33 protein-coding genes are annotated in these 25,251 nt (G+C 47.9%); 22 read left to right on the forward strand and 11 right to left on the reverse strand.

Going from position 1 to position 25,251, the window contains the following annotated elements:
• On the reverse strand, positions 1-1,164 hold the full coding sequence (locus tag VNQ80_RS15405) for an NEW3 domain-containing protein (protein ID WP_325640233.1): 1,164 nt from the start codon (positions 1,162-1,164) through the stop codon (positions 1-3).
• Positions 1,165-1,544: 380 nt separating this feature from the next.
• On the opposite strand from VNQ80_RS15405, the gene VNQ80_RS15410 reads away from it, so the two are divergent.
• Positions 1,545-2,195 carry an ankyrin repeat domain-containing protein gene (locus VNQ80_RS15410; RefSeq protein ID WP_325640235.1) on the forward strand — a complete coding sequence of 217 codons (651 nt, stop codon included), beginning with the start codon at positions 1,545-1,547 and terminating at the stop codon, positions 2,193-2,195.
• A gap of 28 nt (positions 2,196-2,223) precedes the next feature.
• Here the strand turns inward: VNQ80_RS15410 and VNQ80_RS15415 are convergent, their stop codons facing one another.
• Genes VNQ80_RS15415 through ribD form a run of 5 tightly spaced genes read right to left on the reverse strand, consistent with a single transcriptional unit; the run spans position 2,224 to position 6,492 of the window.
• Positions 2,224-2,445: a PspC domain-containing protein gene (locus VNQ80_RS15415; RefSeq protein WP_079718338.1), complete on the reverse strand. Its 222-nt coding sequence runs from the start codon at positions 2,443-2,445 to the stop codon at positions 2,224-2,226.
• The gene (locus VNQ80_RS15420; protein ID WP_325640237.1) at positions 2,445-3,734 is read right to left on the reverse strand and encodes a DUF2851 family protein; all 1,290 of its coding nucleotides are present in this window, start codon (positions 3,732-3,734) and stop codon (positions 2,445-2,447) included. Before VNQ80_RS15420 ends, VNQ80_RS15415 begins: the two co-directional genes overlap by 1 nt.
• Before the next feature lie 43 nt (positions 3,735-3,777).
• A complete protein-coding gene (locus VNQ80_RS15425; protein ID WP_325640239.1) occupies positions 3,778-4,533 on the reverse strand; it encodes an ABC transporter ATP-binding protein in 756 nt (251 codons plus the stop codon).
• A 14-nt stretch (positions 4,534-4,547) separates the two neighbouring features.
• Entirely contained in the window at positions 4,548-5,426 is an 879-nt protein-coding gene (locus tag VNQ80_RS15430; RefSeq protein ID WP_325640241.1) for an ABC transporter permease, read from the reverse strand.
• A gap of 13 nt (positions 5,427-5,439) precedes the next feature.
• Positions 5,440-6,492, reverse strand: a complete 1,053-nt coding sequence (gene ribD, locus VNQ80_RS15435; RefSeq protein ID WP_325640243.1) for a bifunctional diaminohydroxyphosphoribosylaminopyrimidine deaminase/5-amino-6-(5-phosphoribosylamino)uracil reductase RibD — start codon at positions 6,490-6,492, stop codon at positions 5,440-5,442.
• A gap of 404 nt (positions 6,493-6,896) precedes the next feature.
• Between ribD and prmC the strand changes: the two genes are divergently transcribed.
• The gene (gene prmC / locus VNQ80_RS15440) at positions 6,897-7,766 is read left to right on the forward strand and encodes a peptide chain release factor N(5)-glutamine methyltransferase (RefSeq protein ID WP_325640245.1); all 870 of its coding nucleotides are present in this window, start codon (positions 6,897-6,899) and stop codon (positions 7,764-7,766) included.
• 346 nt (positions 7,767-8,112) lie between these two features.
• Here prmC and VNQ80_RS15445 read toward each other — a convergent pair whose 3' ends face one another.
• Genes VNQ80_RS15445 through VNQ80_RS15460 form a run of 4 tightly spaced genes read right to left on the reverse strand, consistent with a single transcriptional unit; the run spans position 8,113 to position 10,198 of the window.
• The gene (locus tag VNQ80_RS15445; protein ID WP_325640247.1) at positions 8,113-8,298 is read right to left on the reverse strand and encodes a hypothetical protein; all 186 of its coding nucleotides are present in this window, start codon (positions 8,296-8,298) and stop codon (positions 8,113-8,115) included.
• Entirely contained in the window at positions 8,298-8,837 is a 540-nt protein-coding gene (locus VNQ80_RS15450; RefSeq protein ID WP_325640249.1) for a hypothetical protein, read from the reverse strand. The genes VNQ80_RS15445 and VNQ80_RS15450 overlap by 1 nt, the downstream gene beginning before the upstream one ends.
• A 10-nt stretch (positions 8,838-8,847) precedes the next feature.
• A complete protein-coding gene (locus tag VNQ80_RS15455) occupies positions 8,848-9,771 on the reverse strand; it encodes an exonuclease domain-containing protein (protein ID WP_325640251.1) in 924 nt (307 codons plus the stop codon).
• A gap of 16 nt (positions 9,772-9,787) precedes the next feature.
• Positions 9,788-10,198 carry a helix-turn-helix transcriptional regulator gene (locus VNQ80_RS15460; RefSeq protein ID WP_325640253.1) on the reverse strand — a complete coding sequence of 137 codons (411 nt, stop codon included), beginning with the start codon at positions 10,196-10,198 and terminating at the stop codon, positions 9,788-9,790.
• Between the two features lie 139 nt (positions 10,199-10,337).
• Here VNQ80_RS15460 and VNQ80_RS15465 point away from each other — a divergent pair, with 139 nt between their 5' ends.
• The 16 genes from VNQ80_RS15465 to VNQ80_RS15540 all read left to right on the forward strand — a co-directional run bounded on the left by VNQ80_RS15465 (position 10,338) and on the right by VNQ80_RS15540 (position 21,383).
• A complete protein-coding gene (locus tag VNQ80_RS15465) occupies positions 10,338-10,571 on the forward strand; it encodes a hypothetical protein (protein WP_325640255.1) in 234 nt (77 codons plus the stop codon).
• A complete protein-coding gene (locus VNQ80_RS15470) occupies positions 10,568-11,140 on the forward strand; it encodes a response regulator transcription factor (protein ID WP_325640257.1) in 573 nt (190 codons plus the stop codon). The genes VNQ80_RS15465 and VNQ80_RS15470 overlap by 4 nt, the downstream gene beginning before the upstream one ends.
• A 19-nt stretch (positions 11,141-11,159) precedes the next feature.
• Complete coding sequence (locus VNQ80_RS15475; RefSeq protein WP_325640259.1) at positions 11,160-11,483, forward strand: hypothetical protein; 324 nt, start codon at positions 11,160-11,162, stop codon at positions 11,481-11,483.
• Positions 11,484-11,485: 2 nt separating this feature from the next.
• Entirely contained in the window at positions 11,486-11,929 is a 444-nt protein-coding gene (locus VNQ80_RS15480; protein WP_325640261.1) for a hypothetical protein, read from the forward strand.
• Positions 11,930-12,025: 96 nt separating this feature from the next.
• Positions 12,026-12,403 carry a hypothetical protein gene (locus tag VNQ80_RS15485; RefSeq protein WP_325640263.1) on the forward strand — a complete coding sequence of 126 codons (378 nt, stop codon included), beginning with the start codon at positions 12,026-12,028 and terminating at the stop codon, positions 12,401-12,403.
• A complete protein-coding gene (locus VNQ80_RS15490; protein WP_325640265.1) occupies positions 12,348-12,920 on the forward strand; it encodes a YfbR-like 5'-deoxynucleotidase in 573 nt (190 codons plus the stop codon). Before VNQ80_RS15485 ends, VNQ80_RS15490 begins: the two co-directional genes overlap by 56 nt.
• Positions 12,921-12,931: 11 nt before the next feature.
• On the forward strand, positions 12,932-15,808 hold the full coding sequence (locus tag VNQ80_RS15495) for a BT4734/BF3469 family protein (RefSeq protein WP_325640267.1): 2,877 nt from the start codon (positions 12,932-12,934) through the stop codon (positions 15,806-15,808).
• Positions 15,809-15,810: 2 nt separating this feature from the next.
• A complete protein-coding gene (locus VNQ80_RS15500; RefSeq protein ID WP_325640269.1) occupies positions 15,811-16,665 on the forward strand; it encodes a phosphoadenosine phosphosulfate reductase family protein in 855 nt (284 codons plus the stop codon).
• A complete protein-coding gene (locus tag VNQ80_RS15505) occupies positions 16,658-17,749 on the forward strand; it encodes a site-specific DNA-methyltransferase (RefSeq protein ID WP_349255659.1) in 1,092 nt (363 codons plus the stop codon). Before VNQ80_RS15500 ends, VNQ80_RS15505 begins: the two co-directional genes overlap by 8 nt.
• Positions 17,750-18,583 (forward strand): DNA adenine methylase, encoded by an 834-nt coding sequence (locus VNQ80_RS15510; protein WP_325640273.1) that lies wholly within the window; start codon positions 17,750-17,752, stop codon positions 18,581-18,583.
• 5 nt (positions 18,584-18,588) lie between these two features.
• A complete protein-coding gene (locus tag VNQ80_RS15515) occupies positions 18,589-19,041 on the forward strand; it encodes a hypothetical protein (protein WP_325640275.1) in 453 nt (150 codons plus the stop codon).
• Between the two features lie 2 nt (positions 19,042-19,043).
• A complete protein-coding gene (locus VNQ80_RS15520; protein ID WP_325640277.1) occupies positions 19,044-19,346 on the forward strand; it encodes a hypothetical protein in 303 nt (100 codons plus the stop codon).
• A 17-nt stretch (positions 19,347-19,363) separates the two neighbouring features.
• Positions 19,364-19,615 carry a hypothetical protein gene (locus VNQ80_RS15525; RefSeq protein WP_325640279.1) on the forward strand — a complete coding sequence of 84 codons (252 nt, stop codon included), beginning with the start codon at positions 19,364-19,366 and terminating at the stop codon, positions 19,613-19,615.
• On the forward strand, positions 19,605-20,066 hold the full coding sequence (locus VNQ80_RS15530) for a hypothetical protein (protein ID WP_325640281.1): 462 nt from the start codon (positions 19,605-19,607) through the stop codon (positions 20,064-20,066). The genes VNQ80_RS15525 and VNQ80_RS15530 overlap by 11 nt, the downstream gene beginning before the upstream one ends.
• Positions 20,067-20,401: 335 nt before the next feature.
• Entirely contained in the window at positions 20,402-20,728 is a 327-nt protein-coding gene (locus VNQ80_RS15535; RefSeq protein ID WP_325640283.1) for a hypothetical protein, read from the forward strand.
• A 79-nt stretch (positions 20,729-20,807) separates the two neighbouring features.
• Positions 20,808-21,383, forward strand: coding sequence for a hypothetical protein (locus tag VNQ80_RS15540; RefSeq protein ID WP_325640285.1), 576 nt, complete (start codon positions 20,808-20,810; stop codon positions 21,381-21,383).
• A 198-nt stretch (positions 21,384-21,581) separates the two neighbouring features.
• On the opposite strand, the gene VNQ80_RS15545 is transcribed toward VNQ80_RS15540, so the two are convergent.
• On the reverse strand, positions 21,582-21,920 hold the full coding sequence (locus VNQ80_RS15545; RefSeq protein WP_325640287.1) for a hypothetical protein: 339 nt from the start codon (positions 21,918-21,920) through the stop codon (positions 21,582-21,584).
• 8 nt (positions 21,921-21,928) lie between these two features.
• Between VNQ80_RS15545 and VNQ80_RS15550 the strand changes: the two genes are divergently transcribed.
• The 4 genes from VNQ80_RS15550 (at position 21,929) to VNQ80_RS15565 (ending at position 25,247) form a co-directional block, all read left to right on the forward strand.
• Positions 21,929-22,369: a hypothetical protein gene (locus VNQ80_RS15550; RefSeq protein ID WP_325640289.1), complete on the forward strand. Its 441-nt coding sequence runs from the start codon at positions 21,929-21,931 to the stop codon at positions 22,367-22,369.
• Between the two features lie 99 nt (positions 22,370-22,468).
• The gene (locus tag VNQ80_RS15555; RefSeq protein WP_325640291.1) at positions 22,469-23,590 is read left to right on the forward strand and encodes a head maturation protease, ClpP-related; all 1,122 of its coding nucleotides are present in this window, start codon (positions 22,469-22,471) and stop codon (positions 23,588-23,590) included.
• A gap of 40 nt (positions 23,591-23,630) precedes the next feature.
• Positions 23,631-24,872, forward strand: coding sequence for a hypothetical protein (locus VNQ80_RS15560; protein WP_325640293.1), 1,242 nt, complete (start codon positions 23,631-23,633; stop codon positions 24,870-24,872).
• 57 nt (positions 24,873-24,929) lie between these two features.
• Positions 24,930-25,247: a hypothetical protein gene (locus tag VNQ80_RS15565; protein ID WP_325640295.1), complete on the forward strand. Its 318-nt coding sequence runs from the start codon at positions 24,930-24,932 to the stop codon at positions 25,245-25,247.
• Positions 25,248-25,251: the final 4 nt, after the last annotated feature.

A 25,251-nucleotide genomic window follows, 5' to 3' on the forward strand; every position in this document is an offset into this window, starting at 1 on the left:
TTACCTCCTTCCATACTTGTGGAACAAATAATAAATACCGCCGAGAGCGCCAAGAATGATCAGGATACCCAACCATCCCCAGAGCATCGGCGTACGTACGGATACGCGCAATGAGGCCGTAGCCGTCTTCTCTGCAGTCTTAGCTTCGAGATCGGTCACATAGTCGCCGGCTATGGCCTTTCTACTCGCTTTGATGGTCGCAACTACTTGCGCATGCTGGCCGGGTGCGATCACATCGATTTTGGCAGGTTGGAATTCAACGGTCCAGTCTACGGGTGCCGATGATTTCATTTCTACATTTTTCAGCGGCGCCGACCCGGTGTTTTTCACAAGAAGCTCCAGTTTTTCATCACCACCAGCGGTAATTGAGGTACTTAGCCTGCCCGTTGGCGTGGAGAGCTCCAAGCTGTATGAACCCGTTATGGCGACTTCAAGTTCAAGGTTGGAAGTCATACCGCTTGCGGAAGCTACCACCGGAATTTTATACTTACCGATACCGAGTTGATCGGGCGGATCGAGCTCGATGGTCACATTCAGGGTTTGGTTGGGTTCCACCTTTACAGACGATACCTGCTTGCCGTTCGCCCGAAACAGTGCATTCCATCCTTGCGGCACCTGGGCCCGCAACCCATAGACCTGCTCTTCACTGGAGGGATTACGTAGCGTGGCATTAAACGTAAATGTTGAATTGGCCGCTCCTTCCATATTGGCCTGATCGGTATTGAACTCGGATTTAAAGGTACCCTGTTCAGACACCACGACCGTAAGCGGCAGACTGCCAGCACCGCTAGCTGCGAGGCGGAACTGATAAGTACCCTTTTCAACTTTGTAAGGCACTTGTACCTTAAAGGAAACATTTTTCTTCTCCCGCGGCAGTACGGAAAGTTGCTCTATTGCCCATCCGCCCGACTTGAGTTCAAAAGCCCATCCTTCGGGCAACCCCGAAACGGCGAGCTCGGCATTCTTGATACTCCCGCTATTATTGATTACATCGACCGAATAGTCAATGGATTCACCCGGCGGCACCGAAATTTTAGTGTAGGGTGTGTAAAGCGACAATGATTGTGCAACGGTAACGCGTTGCACACACGGAATGGGAACCACCCCGCACAACACCAATAGCAAAACGATAACTTTTGGTAAAGTAATGGCACGTGTTAACATAAGAAAATTGACTTATTTAGAAATGATAAATAGTACAGGCAAATGTATAAAATCACTATTTTCTCAAAAATAATTTCACATTTTTTAACATTTTTTGGCTTAGGGGAATTGCAATAAAAAAGGGCCGAATAACTGAATATTCGACCCTACATCTACCTATGAAAAACATGCCCTTTGGGAGGGCATTACAAAAGTACATCAAAGATTGAGTATACCAAACAAATAAACACGTAAAAAGCGTTTTTGTAGACGTAATACTACAACGATATGTCGGCACTATGTTTTATTCATATTCTTTTAAGTGACAGCTCATGCAGGTTTGATAAATTTTTAGTTAATTCGTCCTTGTAATTTAGTTGTTGACCATCCAAAATAAAAAAATGAGTCTTAGTTTACTGGAAGAATATATTGAGACCGGCGACAGTATTGCCATTGACGATTTGCTGAACGGGAATCCCGCACTTTGCAACCAAAGAACGAGTCACGAAATCTCTCCACTTCTGTTAGCCTGCTATTACAACAAACCTCAAATTGTCAAAGTGCTGCTCAAGCATATCAACGAGGTGAGCATCCACGAAGCAGCAGCAGCTAACCTGCTTGAGCAAGTACAAGCAATGGTAGAAGATAGCCCTCAAACGCTGGAGCTGATTTCGGCCCATGGATTTACCCCTCTGGGTATGGCAACACATTTCGGAAATGAAGATATTGTGCGCTTTTTACTGGAAAAGGGTGCCGATCCCAATGCCCACTCCAAAAATGGCTACAACGTGTATCCACTACACGCTGCCGTCGGTTCTGGCTTTGATGGTATTGCTAAAATGCTCATCGAGGCCGGCGGGGAAGTAAACGTATTACAAACTTCGCGGATGAGTCCATTACACCTTGCGGCGCAAACCGGCAATATCGACCTCATCATCCTTTTGCTGGAAAACGGCGCACTGGTGGAAGTCAAAAACGAAATGGGCAAAACCGCATCAGACCTAGCAGGTGAAAAAGGACATATAGAAATTGCCAGTATACTAAAAGTCTAACTAACCCGCTGGCTACCTCACCACACCCTTAAACATCCCAAAGCCGGTGGCGCATGCGTTTGATGTAATTGCGGAAATCCAATACAATTCCGGCTAAAAAATAAAAGATGATCGGAAAGCCTACGGCAAGAAAAGATGTATAGATAAAGAATAACCGCAGTTTGGAAATAGAGATACCCAGACGTTCGCCAATATAGGTACATACCCCAAAGGATCGTTGTTCGAAAAACAAGAGAATTCGCTTTACCATCATTCATCGTGTTTGATCAACTGCAACCCAACCCCACAATCCAAACATTTCTTCTTGTCGCAGTAAAACGCTTTCATTTGTAACAAAGCTTGTGATTCGGCAGCCTGTGCCGCCTTAACCCCCAATGCGGAAAAACGAGTCAAAACCGCGTTATCTTCCGCTTTTAGTTCCTCAAGCAAGGCAATAGCCCGGTAAATATACGTTTCTTTACCAATATATTTACCATAGGCAAATATTATGCCCGCAACGGCATTGATAAGCAACGTGTCTACCGACCGTTCTCCGAGTTGATTCCCGGACGGTGAGGATGGCTCATCAAAACGATAATGTTTCAGCCAATAAGGGTTTATCGGCAGCTCATCAAAAAACGCTTTTAGCGGACGGATTTCTTTAGTGCCGGTAATGGCGGCAAACAACTGCGTGGAACGTAAACATAGGGCCGCAAACTGGGCGATGCGGACTGTCGGGAAATTACCCGGGCGTGTACGCATAAAACGCCATGTTGCGGCATCCATCGGCCGTAATGAATGTAATCGCCGTAGATGGGCATATTCTCCTTGCAGCGCCTGCGGGTAGGTATCTTCGAACGCCAAACCTTCTAGCATCCCCGCTTGCCCGAAAAACAAGGCTTCTACCGCCAACGGACTATGTTTATGTTTGGCAATTACCGACTGGGGTAGGCTGCGCGCCAACTGTTCGAAGGCTTGGGAATTTACTTTGAACCCAAAACTCCGTGCCATCCAGATATAACATGCATCCTCCCAACTACCGCGCTGCTGGCCCAGTATTTCGTAGATGACTGAAATTTTGTTTTCAAAACGCTCTATCAATAAGCGGGATAGCCATTGTGATAAGTGAAACGACGGCACTTGATGTATTCGTTTTTCACAGGGGATCCACCACATTCCACTCATAAGTTCCCGGTATCTCGGCAAAATCGTGGCAGATATTCGAGGTTTTAATTCCAATGTTTCGATTAATGTACCATCTGCCCGGTGGACGGGTTTATCGTATTCGTAAACCACATGCAGAATAACGTTGTTATAGGCTTTATCTTGATGGTGCCTATGCCGATCCCAATCAGAGGCCCGAATGTGGATCTCAACATTGCCACCCCACTCGACACCTCCGATAACCAAACGTGCGGCCATAAAATCCGGACCCGCATCGTGGTTGTGGGTGCCCGCCTGAATGACCCGGATCGGCTTACTCGACCGTGTGCACAGGTCTTGCGCGGTAAACAACTGGTATTTCCATACAAAATGCAATATATCTTCAGATAAGGTCATATAGCATGGTTATAGGTAATGCTGACCAAAGGTAGGAATTTGATTAGAAATAATCAAACCACGATATCACAGCACCATGGTCAAGCACGCGTTTAGCTGAAGCATCGTAATCCCTAACAATTTTTCCGTTTTCCATCTGTATGAGCCGGTTTCCGTAGCGGAGGGCCTCGTTGATGTTGTGGGTAACAAGCAGCGCTGTAAGGTGATCTTCGGCTATCAGTCGGTTGGCAATTTCCATCACTTCCCGTGCAGAACGAGGGTCGAGTGCTGCCGATGGCTCGTCAAGCAGTAACACGTCAACATCGGTCATTACGGTCATCAACAATGTGAGGGCCTGCCGTTGCCCACCACTTAATGTTCCCATGGGTTGCGCGAGCTTATCTTCCAAGCCCATACCCAATCGGGCCACTTTTTCTGCCACGTGCTTTCGAAATACAACGCCTGTACCCAATTTCAACCATTTTGTCGATCTACGCAGGGCGGCCATCCGGAAGTTATCTAAAACACTCAACGACGCCGCGGTGCCCAACAACGGATTTTGGAACACGCGGCCTATCCACCTGCTACGTCGGTAATCGGGCAATCGTTGGATTTGGTCGCCATGCAATAATATATGGCCCTTATCGGCATAAACGCTGCCCGCAATCAGGTTTAGCAGCGTACTCTTTCCCGAGCCGTTGGCGCCCACAAGCACGGTAAAACTCTGTGGCTCCAGCCGGAGCGTAAGGTCCTGTACAGCAATAACCTCAGTGGCTTTGTTGGCGTTGAATGTTTTGGTAATATGTTGAAGCTGAAGCATTCCTGTTTTTATATCTAACGCTTGGCTAATTGTAATACGCCCCCCACGCGGGGTAAGGCCACGATAGCGAGTACTAACAATGCGGTGGCGAGTTTCAACAGGCTGGGATTGATACCTGCGCTGAGCGCCAATGCCAGCATCAATTGGAAGAGGATTACTCCTACCACGATGCACAGCAGCATAGGTAACATGGCACGTAGTTTCATAAAGTTGATTAGCGTATCGCCAATAATCACGGCCCCCAGTCCACTAATTACAATACCGATACCCATGTTGATATCCGCAAAACCCTGAAATTGCGCCATCAGTCCGCCACTCCAGGCCACAAGCGCATTGGAAAGGGCTAAACCGTACACCTTCATCCGGGTGGTGTTTACCCCTTGTGCCCGAATCATGGGCTCACTATCGCCCGTGGCACGCAGTGCAATACCAAAATCGCTACGCAGCAAATAACTCATGGCAAATAGCAAGGCAATCACAAACACCATTAATACGGACAATGTATTGTGATCCGTGCTGCTAAACACGCTTAGCTGGCTGAATACATCAGGATAATCCAATAGCGGCATATTGGATCGTCCTAAGAGCACTAAATTGATAGAATAAAGCGCGGTCATCACCAAGATGCCGGCCAACAGCGCATGTATACGTAGCCAGGTGTGGACCAACGCCGTACAGCAACCCGCTAATGCGCCACCGCCCATAGCAAAAAGGAGCGTAACCAGCGGTGGATATCCGTTAGACAGCCCAACTGCCGAAATGACAGCGCCCAATGTGTAGCTTCCATCTGTGGTAATATCCGGGATGTTAAAAATCTTCATCGATAGGAAGAGCCCTACAACCAGTGGACCAAAACACATGGCTTGAATAATGGCGGCGATGTAAAAATCCACTAGCTTAACTGTTCTAATCGTTATGGTAATAAATATGCAGCCGGTCGGCGTTGACTTGCTGACTGGATACTTTCGCAGCATGCAATATCGGTGCTGTTATGCCAGCGCCCCATACCTGGGGCGCCGTAAATACGCGGGCCTCATCCCATAGCCCTGCATCGATAAAGCAGTCAAGCGTTTTGCGCCCCCCTTCTATGATGACCGATTGAACGTCCATCAGATAAAGCTGAAATAAGATATTCTGAGGCAGGTACCAATCAAAATTCTCTAGGGCGATGTACTTGGTATTTCCTACCCAATCAGCCCGCGAGGCATTGAACACAATCGTTTCTACACTACCATCGAGTAAGTGAGCGGTCGGCCCAACGGCAAGGTCTTTATCAATGAGCACCCGTTTAGGGTTCCTCCCCTGCCATTCCCTCACACTGAGTTGCGGATTATCCGCAAGCGCGGTCCGTGTACCCACCAATACCGCATCCTCTTCACTCCGCCAGCGGTGTACTAATTGTCGGGCTTCAACACCAGAGATCCATTGTTGAGTGCCGTCTACCGGTGCCATGTATCCGTCCTCCGTTTGGGCCCATTTCAGGATCACGTAGGGCCGTTGCTTAGCCACACGTGTATTGAACCGACGGTTTAACCAACGTGAGTTTTCCGCCAATACCCCTTCGACAACATGGATTCCCGCCTCTTCCATCAAGCTTATGCCCCGTCCATTCACCTGGTCGAATGAATCGCGGCAGGCCACGACCACTTCTCTGATCTGATGTTCCGCCAACAGCCTTGCACAAGGAGGCGTTTTTCCGTAGTGGGCACAAGGTTCCAGACTCACGTACATGGTTGAGTTACGGAAAATCGCTTCGGCGCCTTCGCCGTACCTGCTGAGTACCTTTTCGATTACAAGTACTTCAGCATGCGGGCCACCGAATCGCCGGTGGTAATTTTCTGCAATGATTTTTCCATCATGAACCAACAGGGCACCTACCATCGGGTTGGGACTAACCGACCCCATACCCAGCCGGGCTAACTCCAAGCAACGATGCATGTAGACTTCATGTTCCTGCATGAGGCAAACTTACTTAAAAATGTTCTTTTTTATTGGCTCTTTCCCTAAACGTGGAGCAAAATCACCCTACAGTTTCCCCTTAGGGTACTGTCTTTTTCCTTTTTTACCAAAGTATGGTGGGGTACTTCCTTAAACCTCATTAACTGCTTGCATACCTTTTTTCTACTTCGCGTTTACCTGTTATTTACCCCTTTGGTAAGGAATTGGTAAAGGTTTGGTAAGGAAAAGGATTGGTAAGAAAATGGTAAAGATTAGGTAAGGAATTGGTAAGTGAGCAGTAAAGCAGTACTAAGGAAGAGGTAAACCAGTGGTAAGCGACTGGTAAACGAGAGGTAAGCAACTGGTAAGCGGAGGTATCGTTTTATCGTTTGGTCAACCCGGCCATATAGCGTATGTTTGTATTCATGCAATCTTTATCGAAAATCGAGCAACGATTCAGGGATGATCTGGCTGATTTGTATAGTGCAGACGAAATCAAGCAGTTTTGTTACTTATTGGTTGAAGATCGATTCGGTTGGTCGAAAGCACAGTACTTATTGAACCGCCACACCACGTTGAGCGAAGACGACACCGCTTGGTTGATATCGGCATTATCAGCTCTTCAAAGCGCGAAGCCCATCCAATATATCTTAGGACACGCTTGGTTTATGGGAATGAAACTCGCCGTCAATCAATCCGTGTTGATTCCGAGGCCTGAAACCGAAGAACTGGTACATCTGATCGCGAACCAGCACTCGAATTCCACATTAGCTCCCCTCCGTATTATAGATATCGGCACCGGAAGCGGATGTATTGCCATTGCTTTGAAAAAAGCCATACCCAAGGCGCACGTGTGTGCGCTCGATATTTCGGCGGATGCGCTGCAGATCGCCCGACAGAATGCACAAAATCAATCAGAAAACATCGATTTCATCCATGCAGACATATTGGAGTGGGAATTCGTTTTCCAAAACGAACAGCGATTTGACATTGTGGTAAGCAACCCACCGTATATTACAACTGCAGAACAAGTCGATATGCACCGTAATGTGATGGAACATGAACCTCACCGGGCGCTTTTCGTACAAGAAAGCGCGCCACTATTATTTTATGAGCATATCGCAGCGTTCGCCTTGCAGCACCTGCGGTCGGGGGGCGATTTATATGTCGAAATAAACCGCAGTTACGGCCGTGATGTGGTCGACCTATTTCAAAAAAAAGGGTTAGAGAACGTCAATCTTTATCAAGACATGCAAGGTGCTGACCGCATGGTCCACGCAAAAAAAGTGCGCTGATTACTAATCATGAATAAAATCGTACTACATTTATGGCGGATCTTGTTGCGACCATGGTATCCTTCTACGGTGAACGGGTATGTCGGGCAGCAATGTAGGGGCAGACGTCGGCGGAAAAACGGATTACTGTTCCCCTATTTTGGAGTTTGACGGCACAAGACATCGAACCGCAAAGGTCAATGAAACCATACAGATTATCTTTTTGATTAACAACAACTTAAAGGACAAAAAAAGGGACAAACATGGATTTATCACGTTTGTCCCAAGAAGTGATCCCGCTGGGCCTTTTCGCGCTTCCTAACGCGGCAATAAATCAGTGTCTTACAAGGGGTGTGGCCAACGGGCCTTAATTTTCACCCCTAATCAACTCGTTTAAAATGCGGTTTTGCTCTTCGCGTTTGTTCTTTAATATCTCATTCGCGTAGTCTTCTACTTCGCGACTTGGATCCAGCTGGTGCCGGATGAAAGCGAGCTGCATGATGATGACATGCTGAGCTGCTTTGATGTCCGCTAGGGTTTCTAAATCGTTCATTATATTGAGATATTTGCTTTTGCTTTTTCTAATAATGCTTTAAGTTCATTCAATTCGTTTGCGCTAAAAAATACAACCGAATCCGAATTATATTTATCTACTTGTAGATAGGATCGCCATTCTGATTTATCATTAAAAAAACACCCTGCTTCAAATCCTGATCGGCCTTTAAAACTGACTTCTGTGTATGCCGTGGGGGTGGATGGTATTACTTTATCGCGGATGATTTCAATGGATTTTAGTAAACCATCAATTTCATCGGCATCTATAAATGCATAGGCATCCCGGCCGTACTGTTTGGAAGATGTTTTCTCGAGTCTCAGACCTTTTAGAACTTCGCCCGTAATGAGATTAGTAATTACTGCTGATTCAAATTTAACAGATGCCAGTTTGCCGATATCGGTGTGCTGTTTTTGGATCAATGTCCCTGTTTTAGCGGAAAATTCAGCTAGTTTAGAATCGTCGGTTTTCTTTTCGGCTTCTTGGCTTATAGCAAGAAGGGGCAGCGCCACTAGCGCCAGGATAATTGATTTTTTCATAAATGCGGATTTATATATTGTTTAAAAAAAACTGTTCGCTAACGACTTCAATGGGATGCCCCTTTTCGGCGAACGAAATAGCCTTCTTCTGTTTGCCGCTCATGCCGGAAATTCCTACTATAGCGGTGTCTTGCTGGCCAACCACAAGAAAATTTGTAGAGGTTGTGAGGGTTTCAGATACGTAGCCGCCGATATCTACGATTGTCTGCAATGCCAATTCGCGTTGCATAGATGATAACTTACCGGTAAACACGACGTTTTGACCGTAAAAGACAGATTCTGTATCCTCTTTGCCTAGCGTTGGTACGAAGCGTGACATATCGCGTTTTTTATTATCGTATTGCCTTACGGTATTGGACGCTATGTATAAGGTTTCCGATAAGGTGCCGATGCGTATTTTAAAGTTAAGCGCTACGGATGGCAGGCCGGTAATATGATACTGGTCTACAATTTTTTGAAAGATTTGAGCAGCCGCTAAACTATCTGCCTGCGCATCGTGATGGGTTGTAAGCTTAATGTCCAACCGATTACAAAGTAATGGCAACGAATATGCGCCAAAATGTGGCCATGCTTGCTTAGATATACAGTAACTGCATACAAAATCAAAGCTTGGCATGGGCATTCTATGATAATCTAGTGTTTGTCGTAATACATCCACATCAAATGCCGCATTGTGGGCAATTATGGTGGTATCTTGAAAATACGGAGCGATTTCGGGCCACAGGTCGGGGAAAGTAGGTGCGTTGGCAACTTGATCCGGTTCGATTCCGTGAACAGATATGTTGAAAGGATTGAAATCGGGCCAGCACGCTGGTTTGATGTTCCACTTTTTATTTTCAATTACCTTTCCGCAACGAACAGTGGTAATACCAAGTTGGCACGGCGAATAACGTGTTTCGTCGGCGGTTTCGAAGTCGATAGCTATAAAATCCATTGTGCGTAGTTTTGGGTTATCCGAGTTGAAGCCCCCTGGCTTCGGTTTCTGATTTAATTACGTTTAATAGTTCAGGGAATTTTTCTGAAATCTTCCCAGCTTCACCTTTGATGTTTAATGAAAAAGTGAGTATCGGCTCTTTATGAACTGTGGCTTCATATCCTGACGCGGGTTCTCGAAGTACCGGTGCCTGCCTAATGGCGGATAATCCGGGGTCCTCGTCGTAAAGAATGTCCGTGTAACGTTCTATGAAATCCTCTTTCAGTATCTTAGAAGCCCTAACAACTTGCTCAATCGGAAGGCGCTGTTTGTTGAATAGGTTGGCTAAATTCCTAAGTGTCATTCCCATCTCCTTTGCGAACTCTTCTTGCGTGAGTCCGGATCGTTTAACGCTTTCGCGTATAATCTCGCCAATCGGTTCTTTCATATCACAAATAAATGAAATTTTATTTCACTCATAATCAGTTTTGTATGAATAAAATATTCCTTAAATGTGAATTTGATTTGCATATTCAGTGAATGAATTTCATATTTGTGAAATCAAAATTCATATTTAAATAGTGATTATGAAATCCCAAATAAGTACTAAATCTCTGAAAGCACTACGAGCTGTTTTGCCTTCAGGAGCGATCAACACCATTGCGGAGCGGCTTAATTTAAAGCAAAGTGCGGTTAGTAAGGCTCTCAATGGAAAAACCAAAAACGTAAACATGAAAATAGTTGAGGAAGCGCTGAAAGTTGTTGAGGAAGCGCGCGCGCAGGCGGCTGAAATGGAAAACAAAATTGCTGCTTTGGCATGACTGGGAAGCCGTTAAACCAACGTTTGCCAGCGGGGCTTATGGATAAGGGGGTGGAGTTCTTTTACCACCAAGGCGAAATTTGGTGCCTGCATAGTGGCACTCCCCTACCCTTTGACCAAATACCCGACCAAATACTGGCAATAGTTGATGATGACTTGGCGAGGCACCCGGAAGCGATACGGGCGCTGGTAGCGTGGGACCTGACTACGCGTGAGGAAATGCTGCGCCAGTACATACTTTGCCGTTTCGGCGGGTTTGACTCGGAGCCGGATATATCGCCGGATGGGCGCATTGAGCATACGGAATACTTTGACTGCGGCAAGCGTGGTAGCTGCTCGATGGAGGGCAAGCTTTGCCCGGCGATAAAGGTGGCTAATGGCTACCTGACGAAGCGTGAGCTGGATGTGGTGAAGCTGACCGGGCAGGGAAAAGCGAATTGCGAGATAGCTGATGAGTTAAAGATCAGTGAGGAGACGGTAAAGAGCCATGTGCAGAATATACAGCAGAAATGTGGCTTTAGCAGTAAGCTGGAGATATCTGCCTTTGCCATACAGAAAAACCTATTGTAAGTTTTAAAAAACCAATACTATGAAAAGAAGAGAATTTAAACCGGGGGTGATTTTCCGAGAAAAACTAGGCTACTGGTCTGACAAGGGCGACTCTACGATATACGAGCTTGTGGAGCATGGAGTGGGCCACTCAGTGTTTTCAGGGCTGCGGCACATGGAGATACGTGAGGTTTTTGGCCGTAGGCGATTTGTGGGTGTAGTGGCGGAAAAGGATAGGTTTTTGGCGGTGATGTTTGTGATGGGCGAGGCCGTGGTAATAAAAGCGAGATATGAGAATTTGGAGCGCATACCTGCGCTGGAGAAAGCTATGAAGGACGTTAAACAACATTTGAAAATCAAATAGTTATGCTGACAGGACATCTTGACACGAAACAACGGGTACTGATATTGGAATACCCGAAACGGGCGCACCTGCCAAAAAGAGTGGTGCCGGTAATGAGCACGGACCATGCGGTGACGGTGTGGACGGTGCAGGCGCGGAAGTACATTTTTGAGCAACTGAGGGGCTTTGTATTGCAGCGCAGTAAGGCGGTGGTGCTGATGACCGGCGCTAGGCATGCGCGGGCGCAGAATGCGGTGGATAAGCTGCTGTTTATGCTGATGGGGGGCTATGAGAGCACTTTGCCTGCGCTGTGCGCGAAGGTGGTGGCTGATAGTGATCTGATTGAGGAGCTTGCGCCGGGGCCTTTCTCGCGCTTTAGACACCACTACCAGGAGGTGATAATGCCTATTGTGGAGTGGTGTGGCAACTACTTGAAGGATTCGGCACCGGTGCCAACGCATTCGTGATGCTGATATGCCGTATCGGCGGATTGACCGGGGCGGTGATTAGTGCCGCCCCATTATTGGGTAATCTATTTTTCTAATCTATAAAAATCAATAATCATGGCAAAGTTCAATTTGAAGGGCATCGTAAAACGGGTGATGCCGGTGGTAAATTATGGCAGTGGGGAGTCGGCAGGCAGGCGCCAATCGGTAATTCTTTTTGTGCCGGGGTATGTGGATGGGTTTGGCGATAAGAAGGGCCAGGATGAGGAGTGGCAGCTGGACATCTTTAACGATAGGATTGATAAGATGGGCTTAAACACTAACCTGCACGAAAAGCGTGTGGAGGTGGTGGTATATGTGGACAGCAAAAGGTTTCAGAAGCGCGAGACAGGGGAAGATATTTGGTTGATCAGCGCGCGGCTGGGGGACTTGACGCTGCATGAACCGAATGGTAACACGCAACCTGCACAAAGCAATGGTAGTGGTAGCTGGTAAGGAAGTGGTGCATAGTGCACCGCTTTTTGGCACTGGCTCGGCCATACGCACGTATAGCGGGCTATACATTGATGTGTTTGACCCGCAGCCCCACCAAATATGCATTGAGGATATTGCGCATGGGCTGGCGATGCGGTGCCGATTTGGTGGGCATACGAAATCTTTCCACACGGTGGCGGAGCACTGCGTTTTCATTGCTGACATGGTACCCCAACACTTGAAGCTGCAGGCGCTGCTGCACGATGCCAGCGAGGCGTACATTGGTGATATGCCGACGCCGATAAAGCGGGCGATGCCGGACTACCTGAAGGTAGAGGCTACGCTGATGGAGGCTATAGGCCGAAAGTTTGGGTTTGACCCGTACCGGATAGACCCGATGGTGAAGGCGCTGGATAAATCGTCGCTGGAATTTGAATGGGAGCATAAGGTGCTGGATGATACGGTACAGAGCCTAACCATTGACCGCGTGAAAGCGCTGTTTTTGCAGCGGTACCACGAGATTACTAAACATGACTAACTGATTTGCTGATGCTTGAATTTTCTTTTTTTAGGGGACCGATAAAAAACACGAAACCGCTTTGCTCCTATCCGCTGAAACAGGCTATTGATAAGATACGCAAAGATGACTACCGCGAGACGGTGGAGCAGCTGCGTGGGATTGCCGACCCGGTGGCGGCGAAGGTGCTGAAAAACTCGCTGGATTATTTTTGTTTTAGCGGGGTGTTTAAGAAGCGGGCCAACGACGCGCTGGTGAAGCATAGCGGGCTGATTTGTATTGATTTTGACGGGGTGGCCGTGGAAAGGCTCGCGGAGCTGCGCAAGTTGCTGCCGGAGGTGGATTTTGTGGCGGCGGCTTTCATATCGCCCAGTGGGGAGGGCCTGAAGGTGGTTTGCCGGATATCGCCTACTAAGCATGAGGAGAGCTTTGAGGGGTTGAAGGCGTTTTTTGCGGATAATTTTGATATTCCGGCTGATAAGGGGGTGAAGGATGTGGCACGGGCTTGCTTTGTGAGCTGGGACCCGGATGCTTATTACAATGGGAAAGCGAAGGTGTATAATCCGCCGGCACCGGTGGTGGCGGAACCTGCCGAGGGGGCGGATGAGCTCCCTTTTGATGGGGCCGCTGGGGAGGGTGACGAATTGGAAGAGGAGGCACAACGGCGGCATAAGCTGAATCAGGATTTTAAGCGGGCGGAATGGGTAGGCGAGCAAATTGCGCGGGATAAAGTGGACATTACCGACGATTATAATGACTGGCAGGTGATTGCTTTCTCGCTGGCGGTGTTTGGCGAGCGGGCGCGCGATTTGTTCCACCTGGTGAGCGCTCAAAATGGGGCTTATGATGCGAAACTAACGGATGAGAAATGGGCGAACGCACTAGCCACACGGAAGCGGATTAAACACCCGACGCGTTTTTTCTCGATCGCTAAGGATTATGGGCTTAGCATTAAAGCGCCGCGTACGCTGGATGAGGCCCAGCAGCATTCTGATGCGAAAGCGATCATCGGGGATGAGGATTCGACAGATGATTTTTTGAAATATGGCATCTACCTGGATAGACGAACGCAAACGTACTATTCGCTTAACCTGAAGGGCAAAAAAGAGGAAATAACAAATTTCAAAATGCGGATTATCTACCACGTAGCCACAAGCGACGATGTGGCTTTCCGTATTCTCCAAATCAAGAATGTTTTCGGGCTGGATAAGGTGATCCGCGTGAACACGGATGATTTTGTTTCGGCGGGTTCGTTTAAGAAAATCATCGCCCGGCAGGGTAATTTTATCTTTAAAGGTGCTGACCATGACCTGATACGCCTACAGGACATGCTGCAACGGGAGGAAAAGCCTACGGCGCTGGTTGATACGCTGGGCTGGAATCGGCGCGGTGGGTTCTATGCGTTTGCGAATGGGATATACGTGGTTGCCGCTGGAAAGTTTTTGCCAGTTGATGAGTTTGGGATCGTAGAGCATGAGGTGGACGGTAAGCCGCAAAACTACTTTATCCCGGCGATGAGCCGAATGTTTGCGGATAAGGATGATATGTACGCCAATGATAAGAAGTTTAAGCTGATGGAGGGGACGGTTGGATTTTCGGAGTGGGCGGTTTTGTTTGATAGGGTATTTGGCGCCAATGGTCGTGTGGGTATGGTTTTTTATATGGCGGCGCTGTTTAGGGATATCATCTTTGCGCGGAATGGCCAGCGCTTTCCAATGCTTTTTCCTTATGGCAAGCGGGGAAGCGGTAAGGGTACGATGGTGCAGTCGTTGATGCGTTTATTTGGCGAGGGGCAGGATCAGATTATGTTGGGAGGGAAATCGACCGTGGTGAGCTTTATGCGGAAAATGGCCCAGTTTAGCAATGCGCTGGTGTGGCTGGATGAGTATAAGAATAGCCTGCAGGGACCGATTGTGGAATCGATCAAGAATATTTTTGACGGTATTGGCTATGAGCGTGGCAAAAAGGATAATACTTTCCAAACAGAGAGCACGCCTATACGGAGCGCGGCGATTGTGAGCGGGCAGGAAATGCCTACGGTGGAGCCGGCATTGTTTACGCGGGTGATACAGCTGGTCTTTGCGGAGACGAAGTTTAGTGAGGCTGCGCGCGAGCGGTACCGTAAGCTGCGGGAAATGGAGGTGGCGGGGGTATCTCACCTTACAGTGGAATTGATGCGGCATAGGAAGCTGTTTGCCGACCAGTACAAGGATGTGTATGAGCGGGTGCTGCGCGAGCTGAGCAGGGAGATTAATAACGCGGATGTGGATGAGCGGATGCTGGCTAATTATTCAGTGATGATTGCGACGTGTGAGTTGGTGGAGGGCGTGGAGAAATTGCCGTTTAAGTTGTCGGATTTTAAGGAGCAATGTAAGCAGCTACTGCTGGAGCAGTTCCACATATTGCGGGGCTCGGATGATACGTCGAAGTTTTGGCAGATTGTGGAGCAACTGGTGGCGGCTGGGCTGGTGCAGGAAAATAGGCACTTCCAGTTGCGTGATGGGTACATTGATATACGGGTGCAGGATATTTACCAACAGTATACGGAGGCGATGCAGAAACGCCGGGACCCGAATATACTGGATAAGTCTACACTGGATAGCTACCTCATGAGCGATGCGAAAACTTTCGTGAAACGGCACCGGATATTTTTTGGCGGGGCGTATAAGTGGTCGCTGCGGTTTAAGTATGCGGACCTTGGCGTGGACTTGATCCGTGAGGAGGATATGGATAGGCTGAAAGCGCGGTACCGCGAAATGGGATTGCCGGACGATGAGGTGAGCCGGGGGGATGTGAATGATAACGAGGTGGTGGAAGATGCGGAACCGGTGGCGGAAGAGCCTGCGGCGGTGCAGGGTGCTTTGCCTTTTACGAATGTGCCGCCGACTAATGGGGAGGCGGGGTTTTAAATATGGAAAATCTATTGATTGATAAAGCTATATCCCTAGGCGCTGAAATTCATTGCAGTGTGTCGGGTGGCAAGGATGGCCAAGCTATGACGAAAATGCTGGCTACAAACGGGTATCCAATTACCTCGATGATACATTGCGACCTTGGACGCGTAGAGTGGCCACAAAGTATTGATATGTGCCGGAAGCAAGCGAAAGAGTTTACGTTGCCGTTGCATATTTTGAAACGTAAGGACGGGCTGGATCTACTGGCTTATTGGTACCGCCGTTTGTTACTATTGAAGGATACTGGCAAACCGTTTTGGAGTAGTGCAAAAAGCCGCTATTGCACTAGCGATTTGAAGCGTGGACCATCAAACGTTTTCTTTACTACTTGTGGGAACCTTGTTATATCTGCCGAGGGTATACGTGCCCAGGAATCAAAAGCCCGTGCAAAGAAGCAGCCACTTAGCATTAGAGGAAGTAAAACTAGCGAGTTTTACAAAAGAATGACGGTAGCGGAAGCCCTACGGAATTATCGCCCCGACAAGCGGCTAACGATAAACTGGTATCCGGTATTTGATTACTCAATTGACCAGGTGTGGGCCACGTATGGTATGACGTCGGCGGATTTGATGTTTGCTAGGGCATTTTACCAGCAGAATGGCCTCGTGCCTGACTGGTGGCCGTTCCATCCTGCGTATGTTTTCGGAAACGAGCGGGTGAGCTGCATGTTTTGTGTGCTGGCGTGTATTGGTGATCTGCAATGTGGAGCGAAACACAACCCGGAGCTGCTGGGACAAATGATCGAGATGGAAGATGAAGGGAAGGCGACGTTTAAAAGTGGCTGGAGTTTGAGAAATCTATTAACTGAATAATATCATGAGTGAACTTAATAAAATATTGATCGGCGATGCTTTGGCGAGGCTAAAGGAATTGCCCGACGGTATTGCGCACACATGCGTAACGTCGCCGCCATACTATGGCTTACGTGATTATGGAGTGGCCTGCCAAATAGGTATGGAGGCTACGCCGGAAGAGTATATTGATAAGCTGGTGACGGTTTTTCGTGAAGTGCGGCGTGTACTACGTGATGATGGCACGTTGTGGGTGAATATTGGGGATAGTTATGCATCGGCCGCTAAGAAGCGGACAGATGAACAGGCATGCAGAAAATCGGGCTTGATGGGTGGTAAGGGTAACCAAATTGCTTGTAAGAATCAGCCTAAAAAGATGGGGCCGGGCTTGAAGCAAAAGGATCTAATTGGCATACCCTGGATGCTGGCTTTTGCTTTGCGGGCGGATGGGTGGTATCTGCGCCAAGATATTATTTGGAGCAAACCAAATTGCATGCCCGAATCGGTTACCGACCGCTGTACAAAAAGTCATGAATACATATTTATGCTTTCGAAGCAACCGAAGTACTACTATGACCATGAAGCCATCAAAGAGCTGGCTGTGTACGATGTGGATGGTACCGGTACCGCGGCGAGAAAGGCGCGCGTGGCAAACAGCAACAAAAGCGTGCCGGATGAGCTGCGAAACGGTATCAGAGCTGGATTTAAAGATGCGTCTAAATTTAACGGAAAACACAACGACAAACAGCGGGGCCATTCGAGACGGCATGAGGGTTTTAATGCTAGATGGGATCACATGACCAAGCGCGAGCAGGGACCGGGGATGCGGAATAAGCGGTCTGTATGGACGGTATCGCCCGCCCAGTTCCATGAGGCCCATTTTGCGACTTTTCCGGAAAAGCTGATAGTGGATTGCATAAAGGCTGGTAGTCCGCAGGGGGGGGTAGTGATTGATCCATTCGGGGGCGCTGGTACTACCGCCGTTGTGTCTGATAAACTGGGTAGATACTGGATTATCATTGAACTCAATCCGGCGTATGGAGATATTTCTACTAATCGGGTGGCGTCTAGTCAGGGTTTGTTTCAATTTAATAGGGTTGGTTAAATGTCACACGATTCAAGCAAACTGATTGCTTTCAACTACTTCGGGGGAAAACTTACCTGGACTGACTGGCTGTATAAGTACTTTCCGAAGCATGTGCATTTTATCGACGTGTTTGGTGGCTCGATGGCCGTTACGCTGAATAAACCGCTGAGCCGGATTAATACATATAACGACATCAATGGCGATGTAGTGAATTTTTTCCGGGTGCTGCGCGATTATCCGCGTGAGCTGATCACACAGCTTTTGCTTACACCGATATCGCGGCAGGAATATAATGAGTGCTGGGGTGATGTGGACGAACCGGTTGAGCGGGCACGGCGTTTTTACGTGCGTGTACGGCAAAGTATGTTTAGCATGGGTGGCCAACAGAAAAATAAGGGATGGCGGCTATCGAAAGCGAAAACGGATGTATGGGGGGGAGAAGTGGTTTCGCTGTGGTGGAATAGTATACCTAAACTGATTGAGATATCGGATAGGCTGATGAGCTTGCAGATTGAAAATAGGTGTTTTCGTGAGTTGATTCCGTTACTGGATTTTGCCGAAGCTTTCTTTTACCTGGATCCGCCGTACCCAGTGGAGAGCCGGGCCAGCAAAAATGATTACCGGTTTGACTTTACAGATAATGATCACATTGACTTGGCGACGGTGGCACGGGCGGCTACTGGGATGGTGATGATTTCATCTTATGACTGCGGACTGATGCGCGAGCTGTATGGTGATTGGGAAATGGTGGCTTTCCCCTCGAAACGGAATAATATACGTAGTGGCCTGGTGCAGGAATGTATTTGGATGAACTACGAGCATAAGGAACAATTGACACTTTTTAATAACTAAATATCATGAACGAAAATTTATTGAACACAGAAATTGACAAGCTCGACGAATTGTACGAAGGGCTGAAGGACTGTATTTACGGTGAAATGCCAGTGGGAAAAATGAATAAGGCGCTGGGCTTATTGGTTAAAATTCGCGACCAGTCGGCCACGAATATCCAGCGACTGGCGGCAATGGATGTCGGTCCTGTTTATCCTATACTGGAAGAGCTGGAGCGGGCTGAAACAAAGCACCCAGCGTGGCCTAGCGATCCTATTCATGCGGCAGCTGTTGTACAGGAAGAATGCGGGGAAATGGTAAAGGCTGCCGTGCAATATGTATATGAGGGCGGTGAGGAAAAGGCTTTGCTGGCGGAGGCTGTTCAGACGGGTGCAATGGCTATTCGGTTCTTGAAAAATTTTAATGGCCGAAAGACTACGCGATCGGTGACTGACGAATTTGATTGTAGCGCCACATAGCCATGCCTTGCGATTATTCGGAATATCCGGCCAATTGGAACGAAATCCGCCAACGGATTTTGGAACGGGCAAATCATTGCTGCGAGTTTTGCGGGGTAGCCAACTACACCGTAAAGGCTAACGGGACCAAGGTGGTACTGACGATTGCCCACCTCGATCATGATAAGAGCAATGCGGATGTTTTGGATGATCGATTGCGGGCGCTGTGCCAGGCGTGCCACCTGAAGTATGATTTGCCGAGGCATATCGAAAATAGGAAGTATGGCCGTAACTGGCGGCGCGACCAGTTGAAACTTAATTTTTGAACTTAATTTTTATCAAAATGCCAACTTTATCTTACAGCGGTGTATCGAGGATTGAAAAGCAATGTTGTGTATCCTTTAAAAAGGATGACGGGGCGGAGCTGGTGATGTACGGCGAAATCATCAATCACAAAGTGCTGAAGGATTCTATTGGACCGGTTTACCGCCACAAGAGCGATTTTCAAGCTCTTGACGAATCAACGCAAAAGGAGATAATTGAGGCTACGTATAAAGAGTTGCATACACTTATTTATAGCATACATGGAGACTAAGAAGAAAACATACGTGCTCACGGTGAGCAAGGTATTTTTGAAGGGCCACCCGCGGGCTGGCCAGCCTACGAACTTCCGGCAGCTGATACTGGAAGGAAAGAAAATACACACGATACGCGCCGGGGAGTACTGGCGCAAAGTGGCGGAAGAAGTTAACGCTGGGAATGCGGTGCTGAGTGTGCGTGACTGGATTGGAAGGCCATATAATAGTAAGCAAGACGAGTTTTTGCGGCTGGAAAAAATGGGGTGGCAGGAAACTATGGTATTGCCATATGGGGATGTGAGTAAAGATGTGCGCATACGTACGAATGCTATTCATGAGGGGAGTTTTAGCAGCGTAAGCGAAAAATACGTAGCTGCGAACGATGGGCTGGCGGTGGAAGATTTCCGCGCTTGGTTTGGCGGAAGCCTTACAGGCGGTATTATCCACTTCACGGACTTTCGGTATTGAGCTTTTTTTGTATCTTAGCATTGGTTTAGGTTGATAGCCCCAAATCCCTTTGGGGTGGCCCCGATCGGTAACACGGTCGGGGCTTTTTTGTGTGGTGGAGTTTAATTACTAAGTTGTTTTTTAAGAGGGTGGCGAAACTGCGTGGATAGCATGGATAGCGTGGACACACGTTCTATATATATAAAGATTGTATTAATAATCAACATATTATGATGCTATAGCTCGCGAAAACGCTCGCAAACATTATCCATCCGTGTCCACGCGTGTCCATACATTTACATCTTTGATATCCGAAACATTGGGAAGACTAAAAATATTAGTATAATTTTGTGTGTATGGAAGAGCATGGAACGATTAGACGTTTTGATAAATCAGTGCCGCATGAGCTGAAGCTTACGCTGCGCATGGCAAAAGATAACGGATGGTGGATTTACCAGCGGAGTACTAAGAAATGGTTTACACCGCAGGAATTTCAGAATGAGGCTTTCCGGTTGCTCGTTAAAGAGCCAGGTGGCCACATGAATGATTATGATTTTGTGCCGATGAACCCGTGGGACGGACTACGGAGGCGTGTGGACTATCTGCAAAAGGTAATGACGGAAACGATTGAATTTTCGCGCAGACTGGAAGAGCATTATAAGGCCAACGGGATATTTAAATAGTTAAAAACTATCTAATATATTTTTTATATAGTTTTTGATTATAATTAGCTATATTTGAGGGTACTAATTACCCAATACCATGAGCGACATTGTAAGAATAACCGTTAAGCCGCATGTAAGGCGTTATCTTTTGGTCCAATTTGGTCCGCAGCTTTTGATCTCCGATCGTAACTATGCCGCTGGCTTGTTACGATCGATGTTTGAGCCTTTTGCAAAGGATGATCCGGGGCGCATTCGCCCTTGCTTGAAGCATAGCCTGGGGGAAATGTATGATGTATGCATGGGTGAGACGGGTTTGCGGAAGTATGGTGGATATCTTAGCGCTGAGAAATTGAAGCTTTTTAGCGAGGCAATTGATTTGTTGATCAAACAGGAAATGTACCGCTGGTGCCATCACCCGGACGCGCCGGATACGAAGGTTGATTATAACATCCGCCGTTTTCAGGATTTTTACGGCTTCCAGGAGGAACATCTTTCGTTTGATAATTTGAAGCGCTGGTATTACCGCGAGCGCCAGCGGCTGGAGGTGCGAACGGGCGTAGATGAAAATGGGAAGCCGGGGCTGGTGATCCCAATGATGATTGAGGATTTTGATCGGCCAGTGGTGGGTGCATTCGGCAGTAATTTTCCGCCTCAAATGTCGCTTTTCGGGTGATTTTGCCGAAACCGTGGACACTTGTGGACACTAGGTGTTTTGTTATTTACCTAGTTATTAGTGTTTTAGGTTTTTAGGTGTTTTTTGTGTCCACGAGCCGTGGATAATGTAAAGCGCTGATTTTGTTGGGGTTGTATGGTTAATGTCCATCGTATCCATGATATCCAAGGGAAAACAGATATCAGCCTTTCCAAAGGACTATTTTTTTATTTTTAAAATCGGTATTATAAAAGCATCATAATCGCCGACCACTTCGATATTATTATCGGAAATGACTTTTGGTTTATGATTGATAGTTGACCGTTGCATCGGGACAAACTTGTTTTCGTCAAATTCTACGAGCACTATATCAGGATAACTAGGGTTTGCCAATATAACTCCGTCGTCCTTTAATTCCATTGCCAAGATATGAGGTTCATCAACCGGCTGCCATTTTAATTTGTTAACCAGATATTCTTTAGTTATTTTTTCTTTTGATTCCATATCCAAATATACAACTATTTCCCGTCCTTTCCCTTCAACACCGTTTGCTGTCACTTTGCGCTATGGCAAAGATTCATATACTACATGACGGCGACAACATTGGCTCGATTGCTCACGTGATCGAGATCGCCCACCACACTGATTTCTCATCTTTCGCGCCCATTGCTTTCAAAGCCGGCAAAGGCTGGAACCAAGTGGAAATACTTCCGGCCCAAGGCAGCTTGGAGCCTACGCGCGAGGAAACGGACAACGGTATGCGCTACACGTACCAAGGGAGGTTTCGTATACACCACCCGACAGCGGAGCTGGAGGCTACGCTGGCTGCTTACATTGGCCAGCGGTCGGTGCTGCGCATCCGCGACATGAATGGCCGCTACTGGGTGATTGGTTCGCCGGTGTGCCCGGTAACGATCGTAATGGCTGGCGATACGGGTGAGACGTATACCGGTGCTCCGCACTACCAGTATGGCTTTCGGGTGGAGCAACCGCACCCGGCGCTGTAGTGTCCTTTCGCCCGCTAAGGGCATTATTCAGTTTTGCATTCTCATAGTATTGGTTTTCCGGCACTGCCGTGGTGGTGGTGCCGGAATTAAAAGAGTTAAATGAAGCGTCCATTTTTTGAAGTTGTGCAGGCGAAAGCCGGGGAAGCTGGCCGGATAAATATCTACGGGGTGATTGGTCCCTGGTGGGATGAGACGAATGCCAAAGGTTTTATCCGCGCTTTCAATGCGTTGGAAAAGGAGCATGAGCGGATAAATATCCATATCAATGGACCAGGCGGTTCGGTATGGGAGGGTTTGCCGATTTTCAACGCTATCAAAGCGAGCAAGAAGGAAGTGCATACATATAACGACGGTATTGCCTTCAGTATGGCTGCAATGATCTTGCTGGCGGCTAAGCCGGGCCGGGTACACGCGGCCAAAGGTTCGTTGATGATGATTCACAACGTTAGCACGTGGTCATACGGGAACGCGCGGAAGCTCCGTAAGGATGCTGACACTATGGATAAGTATGACGATGTGCTGGGTGGTTTGATCGCAGACCGGACGGGCAAAGCCCTCGACGTGGTGCAGGCCGAATACATGGACTACGACGATCATTACTTTACGCCGGATGAAGCGAAAGCGGAGGGCTTTATCGATGTGGTGGAAGATTACGACGCTGAGGATATGCCGGAAAATGTGAAGGAAATGAGCCCTGAGCAGGTGGCAGCTTGGTATGATGAGCGGATGGAAGAGCCATCGCAGTCTTTTATGGCTAAAGTGATGGATCAAGTTGGCGCGATGATCGGTTTGAATAAGGATCAAAACCCGAAAAATATGTTTGGTAATAAATTTTCGAAACTCACAGCCCTGGCAAAAGTTGCTGCGGGTGATGTGACGGCGGAGCAAGTGGATGCCGTAAACACCGAAATCGCAGAGGCTGGGATTGAGGGTGTAACGCTTGCATTGGATAGTGAGCTGGCTACTGCTGAGCAAAACGCTACTGACTTGGTCGAGGCAAAGAAAAAGGTAACGGATTTGGAAGCTCGGGCGACTAAAGACAATGCAACCATTGAGGCGCTAAAGGCGGAAGTGGCAGAGCTGAAGGGTAAGCCAGCAGCTGAAACAACCACTACCAAAACGGATAAGGATGACGTGATCCCGACCGGTGAAAAAGAGGAAGAGGTGGACAATTTCCGCACTTCGGTGGATGAGGAGTATGAACAAATTTGGGGTAAGTAAGCCCTGATTGTGATTTGCTAAATTTTTAGAACTGGATAAGATGAAAAATTTTTCGAAAGGATTGGGGTTGGCGGTCGGCTTGTTGCTGACGGCTCTTTTATCGCTCTTTGTGGCGAATGCGGTGGGTAAACCTGCTTTGCTGGGGGTGCTTTTTGCTGTGTTTTTAATTGGGGGGCTGGTGCCTCGAGGGAACGCGGGTGTGCTCCGTGCAGAGGCATCGCCGGATATTTCGGCGCTGGCTGCATATGCAGGTAAATACGCGAAGGGATTGTATAGGCGTTTTGTAACTGGCATACAGGTATTCAACGATATCACACCCATGTTTAACGTTAAAAACAAGGTGAACCTGCATAAGCTAACCGTTAGTGGTGGCCCGATGCCGTACTCAGGTATTGAGGAGTCGAACCCTAACGACATCAAATTGAGCGGGCAGGTGCTGGAGGTTGATGATTGGCAGCGGGATATTACGATTGAACCGAAAAAATACCGTACGATCTATCTCGCGGAAGATCGTGGCCCTGGTGAAGGCGCTACTAACACTCGGATTCCGTACGCACAATTTACACTGGAAACGGTGGCTGATGAGAATGCCTCAGCAATCAATAACCAAACCGTTTGGAATGGTGTAGGTCGCGCGGCATTCAGCGCGTTTAATCCGGCTTCTACTTACGACGTAGGCGATTTGGTTCGCTTCAATACGGGTAAGAAAGATCACTATTTCCGTGCGTTGGACGAAACGACAGCGGGGCAGTCGCCCGCTACCCACCCAGCAAAATGGCTCAACGTGGATGTGCTGGCTATCTGTGAGGGTTTGGGGACTAAAATCCGCACGCTGCGTACAGCTGATGCATTGGGTAAAGTGGTTACAACGGGATCGTTGGCCACTGATGCGTATTCAAAGTTCAAAGCTGTGTACCGGGGCGTTCCCGAAGTAGTGCGCGCAAACAGGAAATGCTTTATGTATAGCTCTTTGTCTTCTTTTGAGGCGTTGCTTGATGATTTCGAGGGCGATATCTCGAAGTATACCGATAAGGATTTGAAGTTGGTCACATTGCCTACGTCCAATGGCAATTGCATCCTTAAGCCGGTAACGTGGATGAGTGGGAGCCAGCAGCTGGTTTGTACGCCGAAGGAAAATCTGATTGCTGCGACCGACTTGCTGGGCGATTACGAAAAATGGCGGCCTATCGAAAAGATGTACACGATCGACTTCGGTTTGACTGGTGTGCTGGGTTTCGGTGTGCAGGACCCGGAAGTGATTTCGACCAACGACATGAGTTAATAAACGTTGCCCGGCTTCGGCCGGGTAACTTTTCGATACTTTTTTACTGATAAAAAGATGCAAAAGTTTAAAACAATTGAAGAGGCGCAAGAAGCCTACGACAGATTGCAGGGTGTTCATACCGAATTGAAGGGAAAATACGACGCACAGGCTAAAGATTTTTCTACGGCTAAGGGTGTGGTAGAGGAGCTTACTGCGAAGCTGGAAGATGCTTCGACGGGCAAACCAGCGCAAGTCATAGCCGCCGTTGGGAAACAAAAGTACGTGGTCAATTTCGGCGTGAACGGAAAAACCAAACAGCAAGTAGCGGAAGATGGGAAGCTGCTGCAATCATTGGTGAAGGCTGAAAGCGGTGCGCTGACGGCGATTAAATAATGGT

This window comes from Parapedobacter sp. (genome assembly GCF_035556095.1).
In the GTDB taxonomy this organism is placed as follows: domain Bacteria; phylum Bacteroidota; class Bacteroidia; order Sphingobacteriales; family Sphingobacteriaceae; genus Parapedobacter.

Bases quoted from the DNA above. Each gene is read 5' to 3' on its own strand.
- VNQ80_RS15405 (WP_325640233.1), bottom strand. From the start codon at position 1,164: ATGTTAACACGTGCCATTACTTTACCAAAAGTTATCGTTTTGCTATTG.
- VNQ80_RS15410 (WP_325640235.1), top strand. From the start codon at position 1,545: ATGAGTCTTAGTTTACTGGAAGAATATATTGAGACCGGCGACAGTATT.
- VNQ80_RS15415 (WP_079718338.1), bottom strand. From the start codon at position 2,445: ATGGTAAAGCGAATTCTCTTGTTTTTCGAACAACGATCCTTTGGGGTA.
- VNQ80_RS15420 (WP_325640237.1), bottom strand. From the start codon at position 3,734: ATGACCTTATCTGAAGATATATTGCATTTTGTATGGAAATACCAGTTG.
- VNQ80_RS15425 (WP_325640239.1), bottom strand. From the start codon at position 4,533: ATGCTTCAGCTTCAACATATTACCAAAACATTCAACGCCAACAAAGCC.
- ribD (WP_325640243.1), bottom strand. From the start codon at position 6,492: ATGCAGGAACATGAAGTCTACATGCATCGTTGCTTGGAGTTAGCCCGG.
- prmC (WP_325640245.1), top strand. From the start codon at position 6,897: ATGCAATCTTTATCGAAAATCGAGCAACGATTCAGGGATGATCTGGCT.
- VNQ80_RS15445 (WP_325640247.1), bottom strand. From the start codon at position 8,298: ATGAACGATTTAGAAACCCTAGCGGACATCAAAGCAGCTCAGCATGTC.
- VNQ80_RS15450 (WP_325640249.1), bottom strand. From the start codon at position 8,837: ATGAAAAAATCAATTATCCTGGCGCTAGTGGCGCTGCCCCTTCTTGCT.
- VNQ80_RS15455 (WP_325640251.1), bottom strand. From the start codon at position 9,771: ATGGATTTTATAGCTATCGACTTCGAAACCGCCGACGAAACACGTTAT.
- VNQ80_RS15460 (WP_325640253.1), bottom strand. From the start codon at position 10,198: ATGAAAGAACCGATTGGCGAGATTATACGCGAAAGCGTTAAACGATCC.
- VNQ80_RS15465 (WP_325640255.1), top strand. From the start codon at position 10,338: ATGAAATCCCAAATAAGTACTAAATCTCTGAAAGCACTACGAGCTGTT.
- VNQ80_RS15470 (WP_325640257.1), top strand. From the start codon at position 10,568: ATGACTGGGAAGCCGTTAAACCAACGTTTGCCAGCGGGGCTTATGGAT.
- VNQ80_RS15475 (WP_325640259.1), top strand. From the start codon at position 11,160: ATGAAAAGAAGAGAATTTAAACCGGGGGTGATTTTCCGAGAAAAACTA.
- VNQ80_RS15480 (WP_325640261.1), top strand. From the start codon at position 11,486: ATGCTGACAGGACATCTTGACACGAAACAACGGGTACTGATATTGGAA.
- VNQ80_RS15485 (WP_325640263.1), top strand. From the start codon at position 12,026: ATGGCAAAGTTCAATTTGAAGGGCATCGTAAAACGGGTGATGCCGGTG.
- VNQ80_RS15490 (WP_325640265.1), top strand. From the start codon at position 12,348: ATGAACCGAATGGTAACACGCAACCTGCACAAAGCAATGGTAGTGGTA.
- VNQ80_RS15495 (WP_325640267.1), top strand. From the start codon at position 12,932: ATGCTTGAATTTTCTTTTTTTAGGGGACCGATAAAAAACACGAAACCG.
- VNQ80_RS15500 (WP_325640269.1), top strand. From the start codon at position 15,811: ATGGAAAATCTATTGATTGATAAAGCTATATCCCTAGGCGCTGAAATT.
- VNQ80_RS15510 (WP_325640273.1), top strand. From the start codon at position 17,750: ATGTCACACGATTCAAGCAAACTGATTGCTTTCAACTACTTCGGGGGA.
- VNQ80_RS15515 (WP_325640275.1), top strand. From the start codon at position 18,589: ATGAACGAAAATTTATTGAACACAGAAATTGACAAGCTCGACGAATTG.
- VNQ80_RS15520 (WP_325640277.1), top strand. From the start codon at position 19,044: ATGCCTTGCGATTATTCGGAATATCCGGCCAATTGGAACGAAATCCGC.
- VNQ80_RS15525 (WP_325640279.1), top strand. From the start codon at position 19,364: ATGCCAACTTTATCTTACAGCGGTGTATCGAGGATTGAAAAGCAATGT.
- VNQ80_RS15530 (WP_325640281.1), top strand. From the start codon at position 19,605: ATGGAGACTAAGAAGAAAACATACGTGCTCACGGTGAGCAAGGTATTT.
- VNQ80_RS15535 (WP_325640283.1), top strand. From the start codon at position 20,402: ATGGAAGAGCATGGAACGATTAGACGTTTTGATAAATCAGTGCCGCAT.
- VNQ80_RS15540 (WP_325640285.1), top strand. From the start codon at position 20,808: ATGAGCGACATTGTAAGAATAACCGTTAAGCCGCATGTAAGGCGTTAT.
- VNQ80_RS15550 (WP_325640289.1), top strand. From the start codon at position 21,929: ATGGCAAAGATTCATATACTACATGACGGCGACAACATTGGCTCGATT.
- VNQ80_RS15555 (WP_325640291.1), top strand. From the start codon at position 22,469: ATGAAGCGTCCATTTTTTGAAGTTGTGCAGGCGAAAGCCGGGGAAGCT.
- VNQ80_RS15560 (WP_325640293.1), top strand. From the start codon at position 23,631: ATGAAAAATTTTTCGAAAGGATTGGGGTTGGCGGTCGGCTTGTTGCTG.
- VNQ80_RS15565 (WP_325640295.1), top strand. From the start codon at position 24,930: ATGCAAAAGTTTAAAACAATTGAAGAGGCGCAAGAAGCCTACGACAGA.